At 73.9% G+C, this 15870-nt stretch carries 18 protein-coding genes; 13 read left to right on the top strand and 5 right to left on the bottom strand.

Annotated elements, in window-relative coordinates; genetic code table 11:
• The first annotated feature begins 92 nt into the window (after positions 1 to 92).
• Positions 93 to 1490 carry a type VII secretion integral membrane protein EccD gene (gene eccD, locus IRY44_RS02630; protein WP_194798852.1) on the top strand — a complete coding sequence of 466 codons (1398 nt, stop codon included), beginning with the start codon at positions 93 to 95 and terminating at the stop codon, positions 1488 to 1490.
• On the opposite strand, the gene IRY44_RS02635 is transcribed toward eccD, so the two are convergent.
• The gene (locus IRY44_RS02635) at positions 1474 to 2646 is read right to left on the bottom strand and encodes a type VII secretion protein EccE (protein ID WP_194798853.1); all 1173 of its coding nucleotides are present in this window, start codon (positions 2644 to 2646) and stop codon (positions 1474 to 1476) included. The genes eccD and IRY44_RS02635 overlap by 17 nt on opposite strands.
• 162 nt (positions 2647 to 2808) lie before the next feature.
• Between IRY44_RS02635 and eccB the strand changes: the two genes are divergently transcribed.
• The 8 genes from eccB to IRY44_RS02675 all read left to right on the top strand — a co-directional run bounded on the left by eccB (position 2809) and on the right by IRY44_RS02675 (position 9276).
• Entirely contained in the window at positions 2809 to 4278 is a 1470-nt protein-coding gene (gene eccB, locus IRY44_RS02640) for a type VII secretion protein EccB (RefSeq protein WP_194798854.1), read from the top strand.
• A 116-nt stretch (positions 4279 to 4394) separates the two neighbouring features.
• Positions 4395 to 4766 carry a hypothetical protein gene (locus IRY44_RS02645; protein WP_013283763.1) on the top strand — a complete coding sequence of 124 codons (372 nt, stop codon included), beginning with the start codon at positions 4395 to 4397 and terminating at the stop codon, positions 4764 to 4766.
• Positions 4759 to 6045 (top strand): WXG100 family type VII secretion target, encoded by a 1287-nt coding sequence (locus IRY44_RS02650; protein ID WP_194798855.1) that lies wholly within the window; start codon positions 4759 to 4761, stop codon positions 6043 to 6045. The genes IRY44_RS02645 and IRY44_RS02650 overlap by 8 nt, the downstream gene beginning before the upstream one ends.
• Before the next feature lie 160 nt (positions 6046 to 6205).
• Entirely contained in the window at positions 6206 to 6607 is a 402-nt protein-coding gene (locus IRY44_RS02655; RefSeq protein ID WP_194798856.1) for a hypothetical protein, read from the top strand.
• Between the two features lie 157 nt (positions 6608 to 6764).
• Positions 6765 to 7595, top strand: a complete 831-nt coding sequence (locus tag IRY44_RS02660) for a hypothetical protein (RefSeq protein WP_194798857.1) — start codon at positions 6765 to 6767, stop codon at positions 7593 to 7595.
• Between the two features lie 146 nt (positions 7596 to 7741).
• Positions 7742 to 8077 (top strand): YkvA family protein, encoded by a 336-nt coding sequence (locus tag IRY44_RS02665; RefSeq protein WP_013283759.1) that lies wholly within the window; start codon positions 7742 to 7744, stop codon positions 8075 to 8077.
• Between the two features lie 30 nt (positions 8078 to 8107).
• Positions 8108 to 8521 (top strand): pyridoxamine 5'-phosphate oxidase family protein, encoded by a 414-nt coding sequence (locus tag IRY44_RS02670; protein ID WP_194798858.1) that lies wholly within the window; start codon positions 8108 to 8110, stop codon positions 8519 to 8521.
• Positions 8522 to 8667: 146 nt separating this feature from the next.
• Positions 8668 to 9276 carry a C39 family peptidase gene (locus IRY44_RS02675; RefSeq protein ID WP_194798859.1) on the top strand — a complete coding sequence of 203 codons (609 nt, stop codon included), beginning with the start codon at positions 8668 to 8670 and terminating at the stop codon, positions 9274 to 9276.
• 50 nt (positions 9277 to 9326) lie between these two features.
• On the opposite strand, the gene IRY44_RS02680 is transcribed toward IRY44_RS02675, so the two are convergent.
• The gene (locus IRY44_RS02680; protein WP_194798860.1) at positions 9327 to 9509 is read right to left on the bottom strand and encodes an antitoxin; all 183 of its coding nucleotides are present in this window, start codon (positions 9507 to 9509) and stop codon (positions 9327 to 9329) included.
• 130 nt (positions 9510 to 9639) lie between these two features.
• On the opposite strand from IRY44_RS02680, the gene IRY44_RS02685 reads away from it, so the two are divergent.
• Complete coding sequence (locus IRY44_RS02685) at positions 9640 to 10791, top strand: AI-2E family transporter (protein WP_194798861.1); 1152 nt, start codon at positions 9640 to 9642, stop codon at positions 10789 to 10791.
• Positions 10792 to 10800: 9 nt separating this feature from the next.
• Here IRY44_RS02685 and IRY44_RS02690 read toward each other — a convergent pair whose 3' ends face one another.
• Positions 10801 to 11454 carry a dienelactone hydrolase family protein gene (locus tag IRY44_RS02690; protein WP_194798862.1) on the bottom strand — a complete coding sequence of 218 codons (654 nt, stop codon included), beginning with the start codon at positions 11452 to 11454 and terminating at the stop codon, positions 10801 to 10803.
• A 260-nt stretch (positions 11455 to 11714) separates the two neighbouring features.
• Here IRY44_RS02690 and IRY44_RS02695 point away from each other — a divergent pair, with 260 nt between their 5' ends.
• From IRY44_RS02695 to IRY44_RS02705, 3 genes are all read left to right on the top strand, one after another.
• A complete protein-coding gene (locus IRY44_RS02695) occupies positions 11715 to 12107 on the top strand; it encodes a MerR family transcriptional regulator (protein WP_013283752.1) in 393 nt (130 codons plus the stop codon).
• Positions 12077 to 12424 (top strand): thioredoxin, encoded by a 348-nt coding sequence (gene trxA, locus IRY44_RS02700; protein WP_228531255.1) that lies wholly within the window; start codon positions 12077 to 12079, stop codon positions 12422 to 12424. The genes IRY44_RS02695 and trxA overlap by 31 nt, the downstream gene beginning before the upstream one ends.
• A gap of 82 nt (positions 12425 to 12506) precedes the next feature.
• On the top strand, positions 12507 to 12686 hold the full coding sequence (locus IRY44_RS02705; RefSeq protein WP_194798863.1) for a hypothetical protein: 180 nt from the start codon (positions 12507 to 12509) through the stop codon (positions 12684 to 12686).
• Between the two features lie 42 nt (positions 12687 to 12728).
• Here the strand turns inward: IRY44_RS02705 and IRY44_RS02710 are convergent, their stop codons facing one another.
• Positions 12729 to 15101, bottom strand: coding sequence for a glycoside hydrolase family 65 protein (locus tag IRY44_RS02710; RefSeq protein WP_194798864.1), 2373 nt, complete (start codon positions 15099 to 15101; stop codon positions 12729 to 12731).
• The gene (locus IRY44_RS02715) at positions 15098 to 15850 is read right to left on the bottom strand and encodes an HAD family phosphatase (RefSeq protein ID WP_194798865.1); all 753 of its coding nucleotides are present in this window, start codon (positions 15848 to 15850) and stop codon (positions 15098 to 15100) included. The genes IRY44_RS02710 and IRY44_RS02715 overlap by 4 nt, the downstream gene beginning before the upstream one ends.
• Positions 15851 to 15870 lie beyond the last annotated feature (20 nt).

Below are 15870 nucleotides of genomic sequence, written 5' to 3' on the forward strand. Positions count from 1 at the left end.
GCCATCGTAGGTAATCTCCGTCAGGCGTCGTGGACCCGTGGGGCGCGACGCCGACGGCCCAGCGGATCGTATGCGAGCACGAGGAGGCCACTGTGGCGACGAAGACGGCGACCGGCGGGCTGAGCCGGATCACCATCGTGGCGCCGCGTACCAGGATGGATCTGGCGCTGCCGTCCGACGTGCCGCTCGCCGACCTGCTCCCCACGCTGCTGCGGTACGCGGGCGAGGACCTGGCCGACGAGGGCGTACGGCACGGCGGCTGGGCCCTGTCCCGGCTCGGCGGTCAACCGCTCGACGGTGGCCGCACCGCCGCGCAGCTCGGTGTCCGCGACGGCGAGGTGCTCTACTTCAACCCGCGTGCCGCGACCGCCCCCGAGATCGTCTTCGACGACGTGGTGGATGCGGTCGCCACCTCCACCACCCAGCGGGCGGGCGCCTGGCAGGTGGGCACCACCCGGGCGTTCGCGGTCCTGCTGGCCGCCTCGGCGTTGGCCGGAGGCGCGGTGGCGACGCTGCTCACCGGCCCGCCACAGCTACCCGGCGCGGCGGCCGCGTTCGTGGTCGCGGTGGCACTGCTGGTCGGCGCCGCGGTGCTGTCCCGCGCCGCCGGCGACAGCCGCACCGGCGCGGTGCTGGCCCTGGTCGGAATCGGGTACGCGGGCGTCGGCGGCCTGCTGGTGCTCGCCGGTGAACGGACGCTCGGCGAGCTGGCCGGCCCGCACGTCCTGCTCGCCGGCACCGCGGTGGTGGTCTTCGGCGCGATCGCCGCGCTGGCGGTCGGCGACCGCCTGCCACTGTTCCTCGGCGCGGTCGGTGTGGGCGGCGCGGTCGGCCTCGGTGCGGTGCTCAGCCTGTCCTTCGACATCGGCGCGGCGGCCTCGGCGGCGGTCGTGGCGACTGTCGCCTTCGGCGCGCTGCCCGCGCTGCCGATGCTCGCCTACCGCCTGGCCCGGCTGCCGGTGCCGTCCATCCCCACCGGCCCGGACGACCTCAAGACCGACACCGAGTCGGTGGACGGGCCGTCGGTGCTGCGCAACAGCGAGCGCGCGGACGCGTTCCTCACCGGCCTGCTGTGGACCGTCTCGCTGCTGGTGCTCGGCGGCGAGGTGGTGCTGGCCGAGGACGGCCGGCTCCCGGCGGTCCTGCTCTGCCTGGTGCTGGCGCTGCTGTCGCTGCTGCGGGCCCGCCCGTTCCTCGGCCGCGCCCAGCGCACGCCGGTGCTGCTGGCCGGCACCGTCGGTCTCGGGCTGGTCGCCGCCGCCACCTTCGCCGCCGGCTCACTGGCGGTACGGCTCGGCCTGATCCTCGGCGGCCTGGCCGTGGTGGCCGTGATCAGCCTGGTCTACGGCCTGACGGTGGCCGGCAAGCGGATCTCCCCGGTCTGGGGCCGGACCCTGGACATCGTCGAGATCCTGCTGATCATCGCGCTGGTGCCGCTGGCCGTCTGGGTGTGCGGCGCGTACGGCTGGATCGTCAACCTTCGACCGTGACGGTCCCCATCGCGGTGCCGACCGGCGCGGTGGCGTAGACGCCCGGGCCGTGCTGGCCGTCCAGCGGGCGGGCCGGCACGCCGGCACGCCGGGCCATCTCCCGGACCGCCTTCACCAGCGCCTCGGCGTGCCCGTCCATGGCCGCCACCCGCAGCAGCGGCGGCACCCGCCGGCCGCCCGGGAGCACCACGGCGGCGACCGTGTGCGAGGGCGCGGAGGTGGAGGTGACCGCGTCCACCAGCGCGCCGAGCGAGCCGTTGGGGCGTACCCGCAGGGCCAGGCAGCGCTGCGTCCAGCCGCCCCCGCGCAGGCTGGTCCACGTCTCCACCGGGGACTCCGGCGCCAGGTCGAGCCCGGCGCCGGACACCACCGCCGCGTGCAGCTCGTTGCGGTCGAGCACCCGGTGACCGAGGCCGGCGGCGTTGAGCGCCTTGCCGAGCCGGCCCACCCCGGCCGCCACCGTGCGGTGCACGCCGCGCAGGCCGCCGCCCCGGCTCACCGCCTCGGCCCGCGCGTCGGACACCGACAGGCGCAGCGCCACCCACACGGTCCGGTACGCCGACGGCGGCGCGCCGGGTGCCGGGTACCAGACCAGGGTGTGCGAGACGACCTGGGTCTGGGTGACCGGGCCGGAGAAGTCGGCGAGCACCGCGAGCGCCCGGTCCACCACCGCCGCATCGATCGAGCCGGCCGGCGCCCCGGGACGGCCGGTCAGCGCCAGCGCGGCGAACCAGCCCCGGTCGTCCTGCCCGATGCCGAGCCGGGTGCCGCGCTCGGTCAGTTCCACCACCGTCAGCTCGGGGGCGAGCGCGGCGAGCCGCGGGTCACCGCCCGGCGCCGCGCCCCGGGCCCGGTCGCGGCGCCGGCGCAGCCGGCGGCGGAGCATCAGGTCCTCGTACCACCAGCGGCCGCCCCGGCGCGCGAACGCCGCGGCCACTGCCAGCAGCGCCAGGACGCCGACCGCCGCGAGCAGCCACGCCGGGCCGGCGGTGGCGAACCAGACGGCGAGCGCCGCGCACTCCACCACCACGAGCTGCCCGACCACGACCGGGCCGAGGCGTCCCCGGCGGCGCTTGTCGGCCGGGGTGACCGGCCGGTCCGGCGGCACGGCGGGAGCGGTGGCGGTACGACCGGGTGGCGCCTGGAGCTGCGTCATCGGTGTGCGTCCCTTCTGGACATCCTGGGCATCCGCCGGGCGGGTGCGGTCGTTCGGGCGGCGGACGGGGTCCGGCGCACCCCCGACGGCCCCTTATCGTAGGGAAGCCCGCGGCGCTGTTCGGACCTGTCGCCGCGGACCCACCCCCGCCGGAGGTTAGTCATGCGGACCCGCCGCGATCAGGTGCAGGCGTACCGCTTCGTCACCCGCCGCATCGTCTCGGCGCTGCTCTCCGGTGATCCGGAGACGAACGACCTGCCGATGCGCCGCCTCGGCATGGCGGTGTTCGGCAGCGTCATCGCGGCCGCCGTGGTGCTCGGCGGTGTGGGCGCGTACGGGCAGCTCACCAGCAACTCCGCGCCGCTGGAGCCGAACACGCTGGTGATCGAGCGGGAGACCGGCGCGACGTACTACTTCGGCGAGGACCAGGTGCTGCGCCCGACGCTCAACTACGCCTCGGCGCGGCTGATCGTCAACGACGCGGCGGCGCAGCCGCGCACCATGTCCCAGGCGTCGATCAAGGACCGTCCACGCGGGCGGCTGGTCGGCATCGTGGGCGCCCCGGACGACCTGCCGGACCGCAAGTCCCTGGTCGGGCTGCCGTGGTCGGTGTGCGACGTACCGGATCCGAACGACCCGCAGCGCTCCACCACACACCTGGTGATCGACCGCGCGCTGCCGGGCGGCACGGCACTGACCGACCGGGCCGTGGTGGTGCGGACCAGCGACGCCCGTTACCTGCTCACCGGCGGTTCCCGGCTGCAGGTCGCCGGCGACGAGCAGGCGCTGGTGGCGTTGAAGATGGCCGGCGCGACGAACCTGACGGTCGGGCAGCAACTGCTGAACGCGGTGCCGGTCGGCCCGGTGCTGCGCAAGCCCACGATCGCCGGGGACGGCAGCGCGAGCGGCCTCACGGTGGCCGACCGGCCGGCCCGGATCGGCCAGGTCTACCAGGCCGCCGGCCAGTACTACGTGCTCACCCGCCAGGGCCTGGCCACAGTCCGCGAGGTCACCGCGCTGCTGCTGCTCGGCAGCGGCGGCGAGGTGACGCAGATCACTCCGGACGAGGCGGGCCGGCTCCTCACCGACCAGCGGCTGGACGCGGACGGCCTGCCGGCCCGGCTGCCGACGCTGCACGAGGTCCGGCCGGGCCGCACCGTGCTGTGCGCCACCTACCGGCCCGGCCCGGCCGGTCAGCCGCCGACCACCACGCTGGAGGTCTTCGACTCCCCGCCGGCCGAGCTGACCTCGGCGACCGCGATGCCGGCCCGGCAGGGCGCCCGGGACGCGGTACGCACCGCCGAGAACGTGCTGCTACCGGGCGGCAAGGGCGTGCTGGTGCAGGCCACGGCCGGGGAGAGCGGCAAGGCGGCGGCCGGTTCGACCGTCTACCTGATCACCGCCCAGGGCATCCGCTATCCGCTCGGCACCGCCGGGGGCGACGCGAAGAGCGCGCTCGGGTACGGCGACGTGACGCCAGTGGCCGTACCGGCCTCGCTGCTGGCGCTGGTGCCGACCGGCCCGACGCTGTCCCGCGAGGACGCGATGACCTACTTCGATGTGTCGGCACCCCCGGGGGCCACCGCGACGCCCTCGGCCGGGGGCGCGGCGGCGCAGGTCCAGGGCGGTTGAACGGCCGTCGGCCGATCCGAAGTGGAGGAACCCCGTCACGGGTCGCCCGGGTTGGCTCGCTTCGACTAACCTGAGTACGGCGAACGGTTATCGACGATGACTACGGGGATGCAGCCATGACGGGGCGCACGACGGTAGACGTACTGTCCTTGGAGGACTTCCACCAGCGGCTCGAGCGGCGCCTGCACGAGGCGGAGTCGGTGTTGCGCAAGCTCAACACCCAGATGCAGTGCCGCCCGCCGGCGCTCGGCACGTTCACCGACGCGACCGACAACGCACGTCGCTACTCCGAGACGCACCAGAGCTACGTCAACCACGTCGACCGGCTGCGCCGGGCGATCCTGGCCGCCCGCGAGGCGACCCACAAGATCATGACGAACTACAAGACCGCCGAGGCCCGCAACGCCGCCGCCGCGGCCGACATCGCCGCCGCCCTCTCCGGGCTCAACGAGGCGATGAAGCAGCCGAAGGAGGACCCGCGTGTCTGAGTACACCCGGCGCTACGAGCACGTCAGCCACGAGGAGCTCTACCAGGGCGTCAACGCCGGCGACCCGAAGCAGATCGAGGCGCTCAGCGCCCAGTGGACCTCCCTGAAGGGCACGCTCGACGACCTCGGCCGCGACCTGACCGCCGACCTGGAGGCGCTGGCGAAGACCTGGACCGGCGACGCCGCGCGGGAGTTCCACCGTCGGCTGGACATGGTCGTCCGCTACTCCGGCAACCTGTCCGAGGGCATGACCGGCATCCGGCAGGGCCTGGACATGATGTCCAGCGAGCTGCGGGCCGCGCAGTCCAAGGCGGAGAGCCCGGAGAAGACCGACGACAACGACAAGCTGCTCTCCGGCGCCGGCAAGGGCTTCCTGATCGGCGGCGCCCCGGGCGCGGTGATCGGCGGGATCGTCGGCCACCAGCAGGACAAGGCCGAGCAGGAAAAGGCGCACCAGCGGATGGTGCAGGTCGTGGCGAAGCTCGCCGAGGGCTACGACTTCTCGGCGTACGGCCGCATCGTCGTGCCGGACCCGCCGGAGACCGAACTGCCCGGCCACACGAGCAACGGCGACCCGACGCTGCAGAACGGCCCGTCGGTGAAGACGCCGTCGTCCGGCCCGAGCCTGGGCAGCTTCGGCCCGGGCGCCAACGCCACCGCCACCTCGTCGGGCGTGCACCACACGGCCCCGACCGGCGGTACGCCGGGCGAGGGCACGCCCGGTGCGGGCACTCCGGGCGGCCAGCCCGGCGCCGGCGCTCCGGGTTCGGTGCCGACCAGCGGCACCGTCGACCCGGGCGGCACCTCGCTGGCCGGTGCCGCGCCGCTGACCAGCACCGTCGGTGGTCCGACGATCGGCGGCGGCCCGGGCTTCGGTCCAGGCGGTGCCGGCCCGACGACGATGAGCGCCGGCGGACCGGGTGGCGGGCTCTACGGCGCCCCCGGTGTGCTGAGCACCGGCTCGCTCGCGGGCACCGGCACCAACGCGGCGTCCTCGGCCCGCTTCGGCGGCATGTCCGGCGCGGAGAACCGCTCGGCGGCCGGCACCGGCCGGCTCACCTCCGGTCGTGGCCTCGTCGTCGACGCCGGAAGCAAGGGCGCCGAGCGCACCGGCGGCGCCACCGGGCGGCCCGCGATGGCCGGCCGCAGCGGCGTGCTGGGCGGGCGCGGCGGCCACGGCGACGACGAGTCCGACGGCCGGCTGACCTGGCTCACCGAGGACGAGATGGTCTGGAGCGACGGCGACGCCGCCCCGCCGCCGGTGCTCGGCGGCAACTGAGCCCGGCCTTCACGAGACGGCGCGGCACCCCGGAAGGGGCGCCGCGCCGTTGCGCGTCGGGCCTGCGCGGATGTCCGTCCACACCGACCCGTGGGGTGGCTCACGTAACCCGCAAGATCCTTGAGCTGCGGGATCGTCCGTCGACCGATAGGTTGAACAGGTGCTGCCCGTAGCGTTCACCCCGTCCACCTGGACGGCGACGCTGCGCCGGATCGCCCGCACGGCTGTGGCCGGCCTGGTGATCATCGTCGGCCTCCAGGGCATCGCCGCCGCACCCGCCCACACCGCTGCGGCCTCGCACGCCACAGTCGTCTCGCACGCCGTCGCGATCGAGCACGTCGCGGCGCGGCAGGCGGTCACGACCGGCGCCGCGCGTTCCGCCGGCCTCCCGGCCGCCGACGCGACGACCGCTGCCCCGCGGACCACCGGCCCCGGCACCGGCCCGGCCGTCACGGAAGCCCTCTCCACCGACTCCGCCGGGCGCGTCCCCGGCGTCGAGGTCGTCGTCGCCGCCGACCCCGGCCGGGCGGACATCGCCCGTCGCGGTCCGCCGCGCGCCTGACCGGGCGCCCCTTCCGGTACGCCCCGGCGCGGCCCCACCGGCCGCACGCCTCGCGCCCTGCCGCGCGTCCCGTCGCGTCCGAGTCACGACGCGCACCCGCCCGGATGTCCGGGCCACGACCGTTTATCGTCCTTCGTTCCACCACGAGGTGCTGGTGATGCAGACCGTCTTCTCCTCCGTCCTGCCCGACATGCCCGCGGTCGCCGTGATCTGGCTGGTCCTGCTCGCCGTGGCTGCGACAGTGGTCACCGCGCTGATCGTCCGCCCGTCCCGGTTCCGCTCGGAACTGATCGACCGGATCAGCGACGCCGCCCGGCCGAGCAGCATCGATCGGGCCGAGCGTGCCCGCGTACGGGACCAGGAGCAGATCCGCTACGCCGACGAGGTGGCGGTGGCCGCGTCCCGTGCCACGGCGACCGCCGAGCGGAGCCGATCCGAGTGGCTGACCGCCCAGGAGGAGGCCGAGGCCGCCTGGCAGGCGTACCAGGCGGCCGAGGAGGACGTCCGTCGCCTGAGTGCCGCCGCGGCGCTGCCGCTGCCCCGGACCGCCCGGACCCCGGCCGAGTACGCGGACCGGGAGCGCTGGCTGCACCGGGCCGCGATGGACGCCCAGTGGCGGAACGAGATCACGGTGCGGCAGCTCAGCGACATCCTCGGCGGCAACGGCTGGGACCCGAGCCGGCATCCGGTGGAGCAGGAGCTGCTGCTGCGCCGGCTGGTCCGGGACAACATGGCGGCCCGGCACCGGGCCGCGATGCAGCGGGAGCAGGCCGCCTGGCAGGCGGCCGAGCTGGCCGCGGCGGCGGCGCAGAGCCTGCGTGACGAGGCGTTCGCGGCCCTGCACCCGGTCGCCGAGCCGCAGACGGAACTCTCCATCGTCGGGTTCGCCGGCCCCGAGGCCACCCGGGAACTGCCGACCGCGGCGGGCGTGGAGACCACTCGCGAGCCGACACCGGTGGCCCGGGGCCGGGCGGCGGTCGTGGCCTGAGAGCACCGTGGCCCGGGCTCGCGGATGGATGACTTCCGAGCCGTTTGTCGGCGGCGGCCACAGGAAGTAGCGGACACCACCGAGAACGGGGAGGCTCGGAGCTTCGACACCGCGCGGCCCGGGCCCGGCTCGGCTAGCGTGGTGGCGTGTCCCGTGAAGCCTGGGTGCTGGTCGTCCTCGCCGCCGTCCTCGCGGCGGCCATGCTGGCCGGGGCGGTACTGCTCGCCATCCGGGTGGTCCGCACCCGCCGGATGCTCGGCGCGCTCGGCGCCGGCGGCAAGGTCGCGTTCTACGGCGCGCTGATCTACACGATCCTGCCGGTGGACCTGCTGCCCGACCCGATCTACCTGGACGACATGGGCGTGCTGGCCGGCGCGCTGTTCTACCTGGGCCGGCTGGTCGCCAAGCACCGCGCCGAGCAGCGGGCCGCCGGGGAGTCTCCGGTGGCGACGTTGCCGCCCGGCGCGGCACCCCGCCGCTGAGACGTCACCGGCACGGAACGAGGAGACGACATGGCGGCACGGCACCGGCTGGATCCGAACGACGAGCGGGTGGCCCGCTTCTTCGCGGACCGGCACCTCGCCACGCTCACCACTCCGCGTGCCGACGGCACTCCGCACGTCGTACCCGTGGGAGTGACCTTCGATCCCGCGGCCCGGCTGGCCCGGGTGATCACCTCAGCCGGGTCGGCCAAGGCCCGGCACGTCGCGGCGGCCGGGCCGGACGGCGTCCCGGTCGCGGTGTGCCAGGTCGACGGCCGCTGGTGGCTGACGGTGGAGGGCCGCGCGGTGCTGCGCCGCGACCCGGAGTCGGTGGCCGAGGCCGAGCGCCGGTACGCCGAGCGGTATCGCACGCCGCGCCCGAATCCGGAACGGGTGGTCATCGAGATCGCGGTGACCGGGCTCCTGGGAAGCCTCCCCGACTGAGGCGTCTGTCCGGTTCCGCGGTGGCACCGGTCACGGCCGGAAATGAGCCGCAGCGGCAGGGCGGTTGAACTCTCCGTACGCCGAGCGCCACTCCTGGTGCCGCGTCTCCCGCACGGAGCCGTCGACCCCCGAATGGAGCCTCGACCATGAACCCGATCATCCGTAAGTGTGTGCTGTCCGTCGCCGGTCTGGCCGCGGCCGGCGGTGCCGTGGCCGGTCCGGCCGCCGCCCACGCCGCCCCGGTCAAGGGCAAGGGCGACCGTGCCGCCGACTACGAGTACCAGGCACAGCCGAACTACTTCTACTGCGGTCCCGCCTCGACCCGGATCGCCCTGTCGGCCGAGGGCAGGGACGTCAGCCAGGACGAGCTGGCGACGAAGCTCGGCACCACCGAGAACGGCACCGACTCGGCCATCGACATCACCCGCGTGCTCAACGAGTACACGGGTGGCAAGTACAGGACCACCGAGATCCGCGACGACGTGGCCACCCGGGACCAGGTCGAACGTCTGCGCGCGGACATCCGTACCGCTGTGGACGACGACCGCCCGGTGGTGGCGAACATCCTGGGCGGCGCCCGGGACATCGACGGGGTGGAGCACAGCTACCCCGGCCACTACGTGACTGTCGTGCGGTACGAGGGCGACGGCGACCGGGTGCTGATCGCCGACCCGGCCCGGCCGGACGAGCCGACGTACTGGATGGACGTGACCGAGCTGGCCAACTGGATCGCCGGCCGCGGCTACAGCTCCTGACCCGCACGGGCCGGTCCCCTTCTGGGGGGCCGGCCCGCCGTCGAGGTACGTCAGCGGCCGGTGTCGCCGTCGCCGGTGCGCTGCTGCGCCATGTCGACGCCCTTGTCGATCTGCGCGTCGTACTTGCCGCCGCTGCGCTTGTCCGCCGCGTCACCGGCCTTCTCGATGCCCTGGTCGACCTGCTTGTCGTGCTTGTCGGCGAAGTCCTTGGCCTTGTCCATGAAGTCACTCATGCCCGATCTCCCTTCGATACGGTGAATGCCTTCCCGGAGGCCGGGGGCACAAACACCGGGTGGGCGGTTACGTCCCTGGTGTCGGATCGGCCCGCGTCGGGTACCAACGGCCCGGATCGAGGAGGGCGACGTGGACGACGACGCTGGCATAACCGGGCGGGCACCGACCGCCGGACCGCGGCAGACCTGGGCGGGACTTCCCTGGCCGGTACGGACGGCGGTCACCTGGAGCGCCTGCCTGCTGGTGGTGACCGCCGGGCTGTGGCTGCTGGGGCAGATCGCCGTACTGCTCGCGCCGCTGGCGGTGGCGCTGGCCGGCACGCTCTTCCTCGCCGCGCTGCTCGACCCGATCCTGGTACGCCTGCGCCGGCTGCGGGTGCCGGCCGGGCTCGCCGCACTGCTGAGCATCCTGCTGCTGCTCGGCATCCTGGGCGGCGCCGGCGTCCTGGTCTGGAACCTCACCGCGAGCCAGTTCAGCGAGTTGAGCCAGCAACTCGACGAGGGGTTGCAGCGCACCCGGGACTTCGTCACGTCCAGCCTGCCGGTCACCGACCAGCAGCTCGACCGGCTCGTCGAGCAGATCCGGCAGGGCCTGAGCAGCGGCGCGCCCGACCCGGTCGCCGGTGCGCGCAAGGTCGCCGAGGTGGCGGGCGCGGTGCTGCTCGCCCTGGTGCTGCTGTTCTTCCTGCTCAAGGACGGCCGCTCGATGTGGCGCTGGGTGCTGCGCCGGCTCACCGGCCCGCGCCGGGAGCTGACCGCCGAGGCGGGACGGGCGGGCTGGCGGACGCTCGGCGCGTACAGCCGGGGCACGATGATCATCGCGGCCATCGACGCCATCGGCATCGGGCTGGCCCTGGTGGTATTGCGTGTCCCGCTGGCCCTGCCGCTCGCCCTGATCACGTTCCTCGGCGGGTTCGTACCGATCATCGGCGCCACGGTGGCCGGTGCGGTGGCGGTGCTCGTCGCGCTCGCCGCGAACGGTCCCACCACCGCGCTGCTGACGCTGGCCGCCGTGATCGCCGTCCAGCAGATCGAGGGCAACCTGCTGGAACCACTGGTGATGCGGCGGCAGGTGCAGCTGCACCCGGCGGTCATCCTGGTGGTGGTCACCGCCGGCACGCTGGTGGCCGGGGTCGCCGGGGCGTTCGTGTCGGTGCCGATCGCGGCGGTGCTGTGGCGGGTGCTGGACACCGTCCAGCGGCACCGCGCCGCCGAGCGGAGCGGCTCCGACGTTCCCGCACCGACCGCCGACCCGGGCCGCGCCGCCGAGGCGGCGGGCTGACGGCGCCGGTCAGGCGGGGTGTGGCTGGCGCAGGTGCGTGGTGAACCACGTACCTGCCTGGTCGGCCACCTGCTCCAGCGTGCCGGGCTCCTCGAACAGGTGCGTGGCGCCGGGCACGATCCGCAGCTCGGCGACCTCGCCCAGCGCGTCCCGGGCCTGCTCGTTGAGCACGATCACCTGCTCGTCCAGGCCGCCGACGAGCAGCAGCGTCGGTGCGCGTACCGCGGTCAGTGAGCTGCCGGCCAGGTCGGGCCGGCCGCCCCGGGAGACCACAGCGCCCACCCGGTCCGGCCGGGCCGCGGCGGCGACGAGTGCGGCGGCGGCGCCGGTGCTGGCGCCGAACAGTCCGATCGGGAGCCGCCTCAGCTCCGGGTCGGCACCCATCCAGTCGACGATCCCGGCCAGGCGCTCGGCCAGCATGCCGATGTCGAAACGCAGTTCGGCGGTGATCTCGTCCCGGGCCTCCTCGTCGGCGGTCAGCAGGTCGACGAGCATCGTGGCGAGCCCGCGTTCGTTGAGCGCGCGCCCGACGGCCGTGTTGCGCGGGCTGTGCCGCGAGCTGCCGCTCCCGTGAGCGAACAGCACCACCCCCCGCGCCTCGGCAGGCACCACCACGTCTCCCACGAGCCCGCCGTCCACCACAGGCACCGAGACCTCACGCATCTCCTCCACCCCCCTCTCGCCCACCCCCGCTCTCCCCCACGGCATACCCCCCACCCCGACGATCATGAAGTTGACGGCCCAGAAAGCCCCCGCCCCCTATCGGGTTGATCATGAAGTTGGCGGCAGATTCCGAGATCCACAACGCCGTCAACTTCATGATCGACGGGGACAGCAGGGGAAGACGGACGCGCGCGGGGTTGCGTTGACGTCGGCGGCAAGGTTTAGCGTCAGCCTGGCAGTGAGGGACGGGGGGGCGGCGGATGCGGATCGGGGAGCTGGCGCAGCGGGCCGGTACGAGCACCCGCACCCTGCGCTACTACGAGGCCCACGGCCTGGTCCGGCCGAACCGGTCCGCCAACGGATACCGGGTCTACGACGAGGCGGAACTACGCGTCGTCCGCGAGATCCGGTCCCTGCTGGCGATCGGCTTCGGCCTGGACGACATCCGCCCGTTCGTGGCCTGCCTGCGCGCCGGAAACGACTCCGGTGACGTCTGCCCCGATTCGGTGGCGGTGCTGCGGCGCAAGCTCGCCGAGGTGGACGACTACCTCGACCGGCTGGGCGACGTCCGCCGCCGGCTGCACGACCAGCTCGCCCACGCGATCGCCCAACGGGAGGAAACATGCCTCAGGACACGGGGACCGGCCGGCTGAACCCGGTCACCGACGACACGTTCGCGGCTACCGTGCTGGCCGCCGACCGGCCGGTGGTGGTGGACTTCTGGGCCGAGTGGTGCCCGCCGTGCCGGGTGGTGTCGAAGCACCTGGCCGAGCTGGCCGAGGAGTTCGGCGACGCGCTGCGCTTCGTCACCCTCAACACCGACGAGAACCCGGCCACCGCACGTGCGCACCGGATCATGTCCGCGCCGACCATGCTGGTGTTCCGGGACGGCGAGGTGGTCGGCTCGATCGTCGGCTCCCGCCCCAAGGACCACCTGCGGCGCAGCTTCGCCCAGCACGTGGACGGTTGAGCCCGCACCCGGACGGTTGAGCCGCCGCCGGGCGGGAACGCGGCGGGGTGACCACGGACCCCGACCGATCGCGAGGATCGTCATGGCGAAACAGGACAGGTCCCGGGAACAGGAACTCACCGACCAGGAACGCCGTAAGCAGGAGCTGAAGGACTCGCCGGACTGGGCCGACCGCGCCTCGACGGCGCGGACGTCCGACGATCCGCGGGCCACGGCGCCGCGCGACGCCGGCAGGCGTCCGTCGAACGGCCGCCAGTTCTGAGGTACGCGTACCGAGCGGTCCCGCCCGTCGTGGCGGGGCCGCTCAGTTCGCGCGTTCCGGCAGGTGCATCAGCGGCGCGCGGCCCTGCGGCTGCTCCGGCTGCGCCCCGCTCGGGTGTGCCGGCGGCACCGCCACGGTCACCGGCTGCGCAGAGGTGACCCGCAGCGGCTCGCCGTGGTGCCGCAGCTCGACGACGGTGTCCGGGCCGCCGTTGCGCAGCGAGTACGTCGTCTGGTGCGGCCGCACGTCGACCCGCAGCCGCATCCCGTGCCACTGGAGCGAGAACTCCAGGCGGCTGAGGCGGCTGGAGAGCCGGGGCGCGAAGGAGAGCATCCCGTCGTGGTCCCGCAGCCCGCCGAACCCGGCGACGAGCGCGATCCAGGCGCCCGCGAGTGATGCCATGTGCACGCCGTCGCGGGTGTTCTCGTTGAGGTCGTGCAGGTCCATCAGCGCGGCCTCGCGCAGGTAGCGGTGGGCCAGTTCGAGGTAGCCGACCTCGGCCGCCAGCACCGCCTGGGTGCAGGCGCTCAGCGACGAGTCGCGTACGGTGCGCCGCTCGTAGTAGACGAAGTTGCGCAGTTTCTCGGCGGCGCTGAACGCGTCGCCCCGCCAGTGCATGGCGAGCACCAGGTCGGCCTGCTTGACGACCTGCTTGCGGTAGAGGTCGAAGTACGGATAGTGCAGCAGCAGCGGGTACTTCTCCGGCGGCGTGTGCTCGAAGTCCCACTCCTGGAAGCGGGTGAATCCCTCCACCTGCTCGTGCACGTCGGTCTCCGCGTCGTACGGGACGTGCATGTCGTTGGCGGCGTCCCGCCATGCGGCGGCCTCCTCCTCGGTGACGCCGAGGTCGAGCGCCTGGTCCCGGTAGCGCATCGCGCAGTCCGCGGCGGTACGCAGGTTCCGCTGGGCCATCAGGTTGGTGTAGACGTTGTCGTTCTTCACCGCCGTGTACTCGTCCGGGCCGGTGACGCCGTCGATGTGGAACCGCCCGGCGCGGTCGTGGTGGCCGAGCGAACGCCACAGCCGGGCGGTCTCGACGAGCAGTTCCAGCCCGATCTCCCGTTCCAGCGCCTCGTCGCCGGTGACCAGCACGTAGCGGCGCAGCGCGTCGGCGACGTCGGCGGCGATGTGGAACGCGGCGGTGCCGGCGGGCCAGTACGCCGACGACTCCGGCCCTTCGATGGTGCGCCACGGGAAGGCGGCACCTTCGAGGTTCAGCGTGCGGGCGCGTTCCTGGGCCTGGGCCATCGTGTCGTACCGCCACTGCAACGCGTCGCGCACCGCGCTGGGCTGCGTGTAGGTGAGCACCGGCAGCACGAACATCTCGGTGTCCCAGAACGCGTGGCCGTCGTACCCGGGGCCGGTGAGGCCCTTGGCCGAGATCGGCCGCCGTTCCGCGCGGGCGCCGGCCTGGAGGACGTGGAAGAGGCCGAACCGGACGGCCTGCTGCACCTCGGGGTCGCCTTCGACGCGCACGTCGGCGGCGTCCCAGAACGCGTCCAGGTATTCGCGCTGGGCCCGGCGCAGGCCGTCCCAGCCGTCGAGCCGGGCTGCGGCGAGCGCCGCGCCGACCTGGTCGCGTAGCGCCGGGAGGGACCGGCGACTGGACCAGCCGTACGTGAGGTACTTGACCACGCGCAGCGTCTGGCCGGGCTTGAGCACGCAGCCGATGGTGGTGCGGACCCAGTCCTCGTACCCCTCGCTCTCGATCGTGGTGCGTTCGGGCCCGTCGACGTCGTGGCCCATCGCGGCGGCGACCCGCAGGCCGCTGACCTTGGTGCGGTGGATGAGCTGCCCGCCGTCGTCGGTGGTCAGCTCCTCCTCGGCCTGCAACGGCGACTCCAGCACGGCGGCGACCCGGGGGTCGCGGCTCTGCGGCGGCAGCGACTCGTTGGCGACCAGCTCGGACTGGAGGATCAGCCGCAGCGGCCCGTCGACCGGTTCGACCTCGTAGTGGATCGCCGCCACCGAGCGCTGGGTGAACGACACCAGGCGGGTGGTGCGGACCTTGACCTCGCGGCCGGCCGGGGAGCGCCAGTGCAGGTCCCGCTGGAGCGTGCCGGCGCGCATGTCGAGGACCCGCTCGTGGGCGAGCAGTTCGCCGTAGCGCACGTCGAGCGGCTCGTCGTCGACGAGCAGCCGGATCAGCTTGCCGTTCGTGACGTTGACGATGGTCTGCCCGGACTCGGGGAAACCGAAGCCGGCCTCCGCGTACGGCAGCGGGCGCAGCTCGTAGAACGAGTTCAGGTAGGTGCCGGGCAGCCCGTGGGGCTCGCCCTCGTCGAGGTTGCCGCGCAGCCCGATGTGCCCGTTGGAGAGCGCGAACACCGACTCGGACTGGGCCAGCACGTCCATGTCGAGCTGCATCTCCCGGACGTGCCAGGGCTCGACCGGATACGCCCGTTCCCGGATCACGCGGCCGCCTCCGGGGCGAGCAGGTCGGCGAGGTCGGTGACCACCACGTCGGCGCCGTGCGCCAGCAGTTCGTCGGCCTGGCCGACCCGGTCGACGCCCACCACGTACCCGAATCCGCCGGCCCGACCGGCGGCGACGCCGGCGAGGGCGTCCTCGAAGACGGCGGCCTGCGCCGGTTCGACGCCGAGCAGCCGGGCGCCTTCCAGGAACGTGTCCGGGGCCGGTTTGCCGCGCAGCCCGCTCGTGCGGGCGACCACGCCGTCCACCCGCGCCTCCAGCCAGCGGTCCAGCCCGGCGGCGTGCACCACGGCGGCGCAGTTGGCGCTGGCGGAGACGACGGCACGGCGCAGCCCGGCCGTGGTGGCCGCCTCCAGGTAGCGCACCGAGCCTTCGTACACCTCGACGCCGTGCTGCTCGATCCGCTGGAGCAGGACGACGTTCTTGCGGTTGCCGAGGCCGTTGACGGTGTCCGCCTCGGGCGGGTCGTCAGGCGATCCCTCGGGCAGCGTGATGCCGCGCGAGGCCAGGAATGTGCGCACCCCGTCGGCGCGCGGTCTGCCGTCCACGTACCGGTTGTAGTCCGGTCCGCTGTCGAACGGGTGGAACGGCTCGCCGGTTTCCGCCGACCGTCGCCGCAGGTACGCGTCGAACGTCTCCGCCCAGGCGGCGTTGTGCACCTTGGCGGTCTGCGTCAGCACACCGTCCAGATCGAAGAGACAAGCGCGCACGTGCGCGGGGAGGCCCAGCATCGCTTGAATCTATCCAGCCC

Origin of the sequence: Micromonospora sp. ANENR4, from assembly GCF_015354395.1 — a bacterium.
GTDB classification, from domain to species: domain Bacteria; phylum Actinomycetota; class Actinomycetes; order Mycobacteriales; family Micromonosporaceae; genus Micromonospora; species Micromonospora aurantiaca.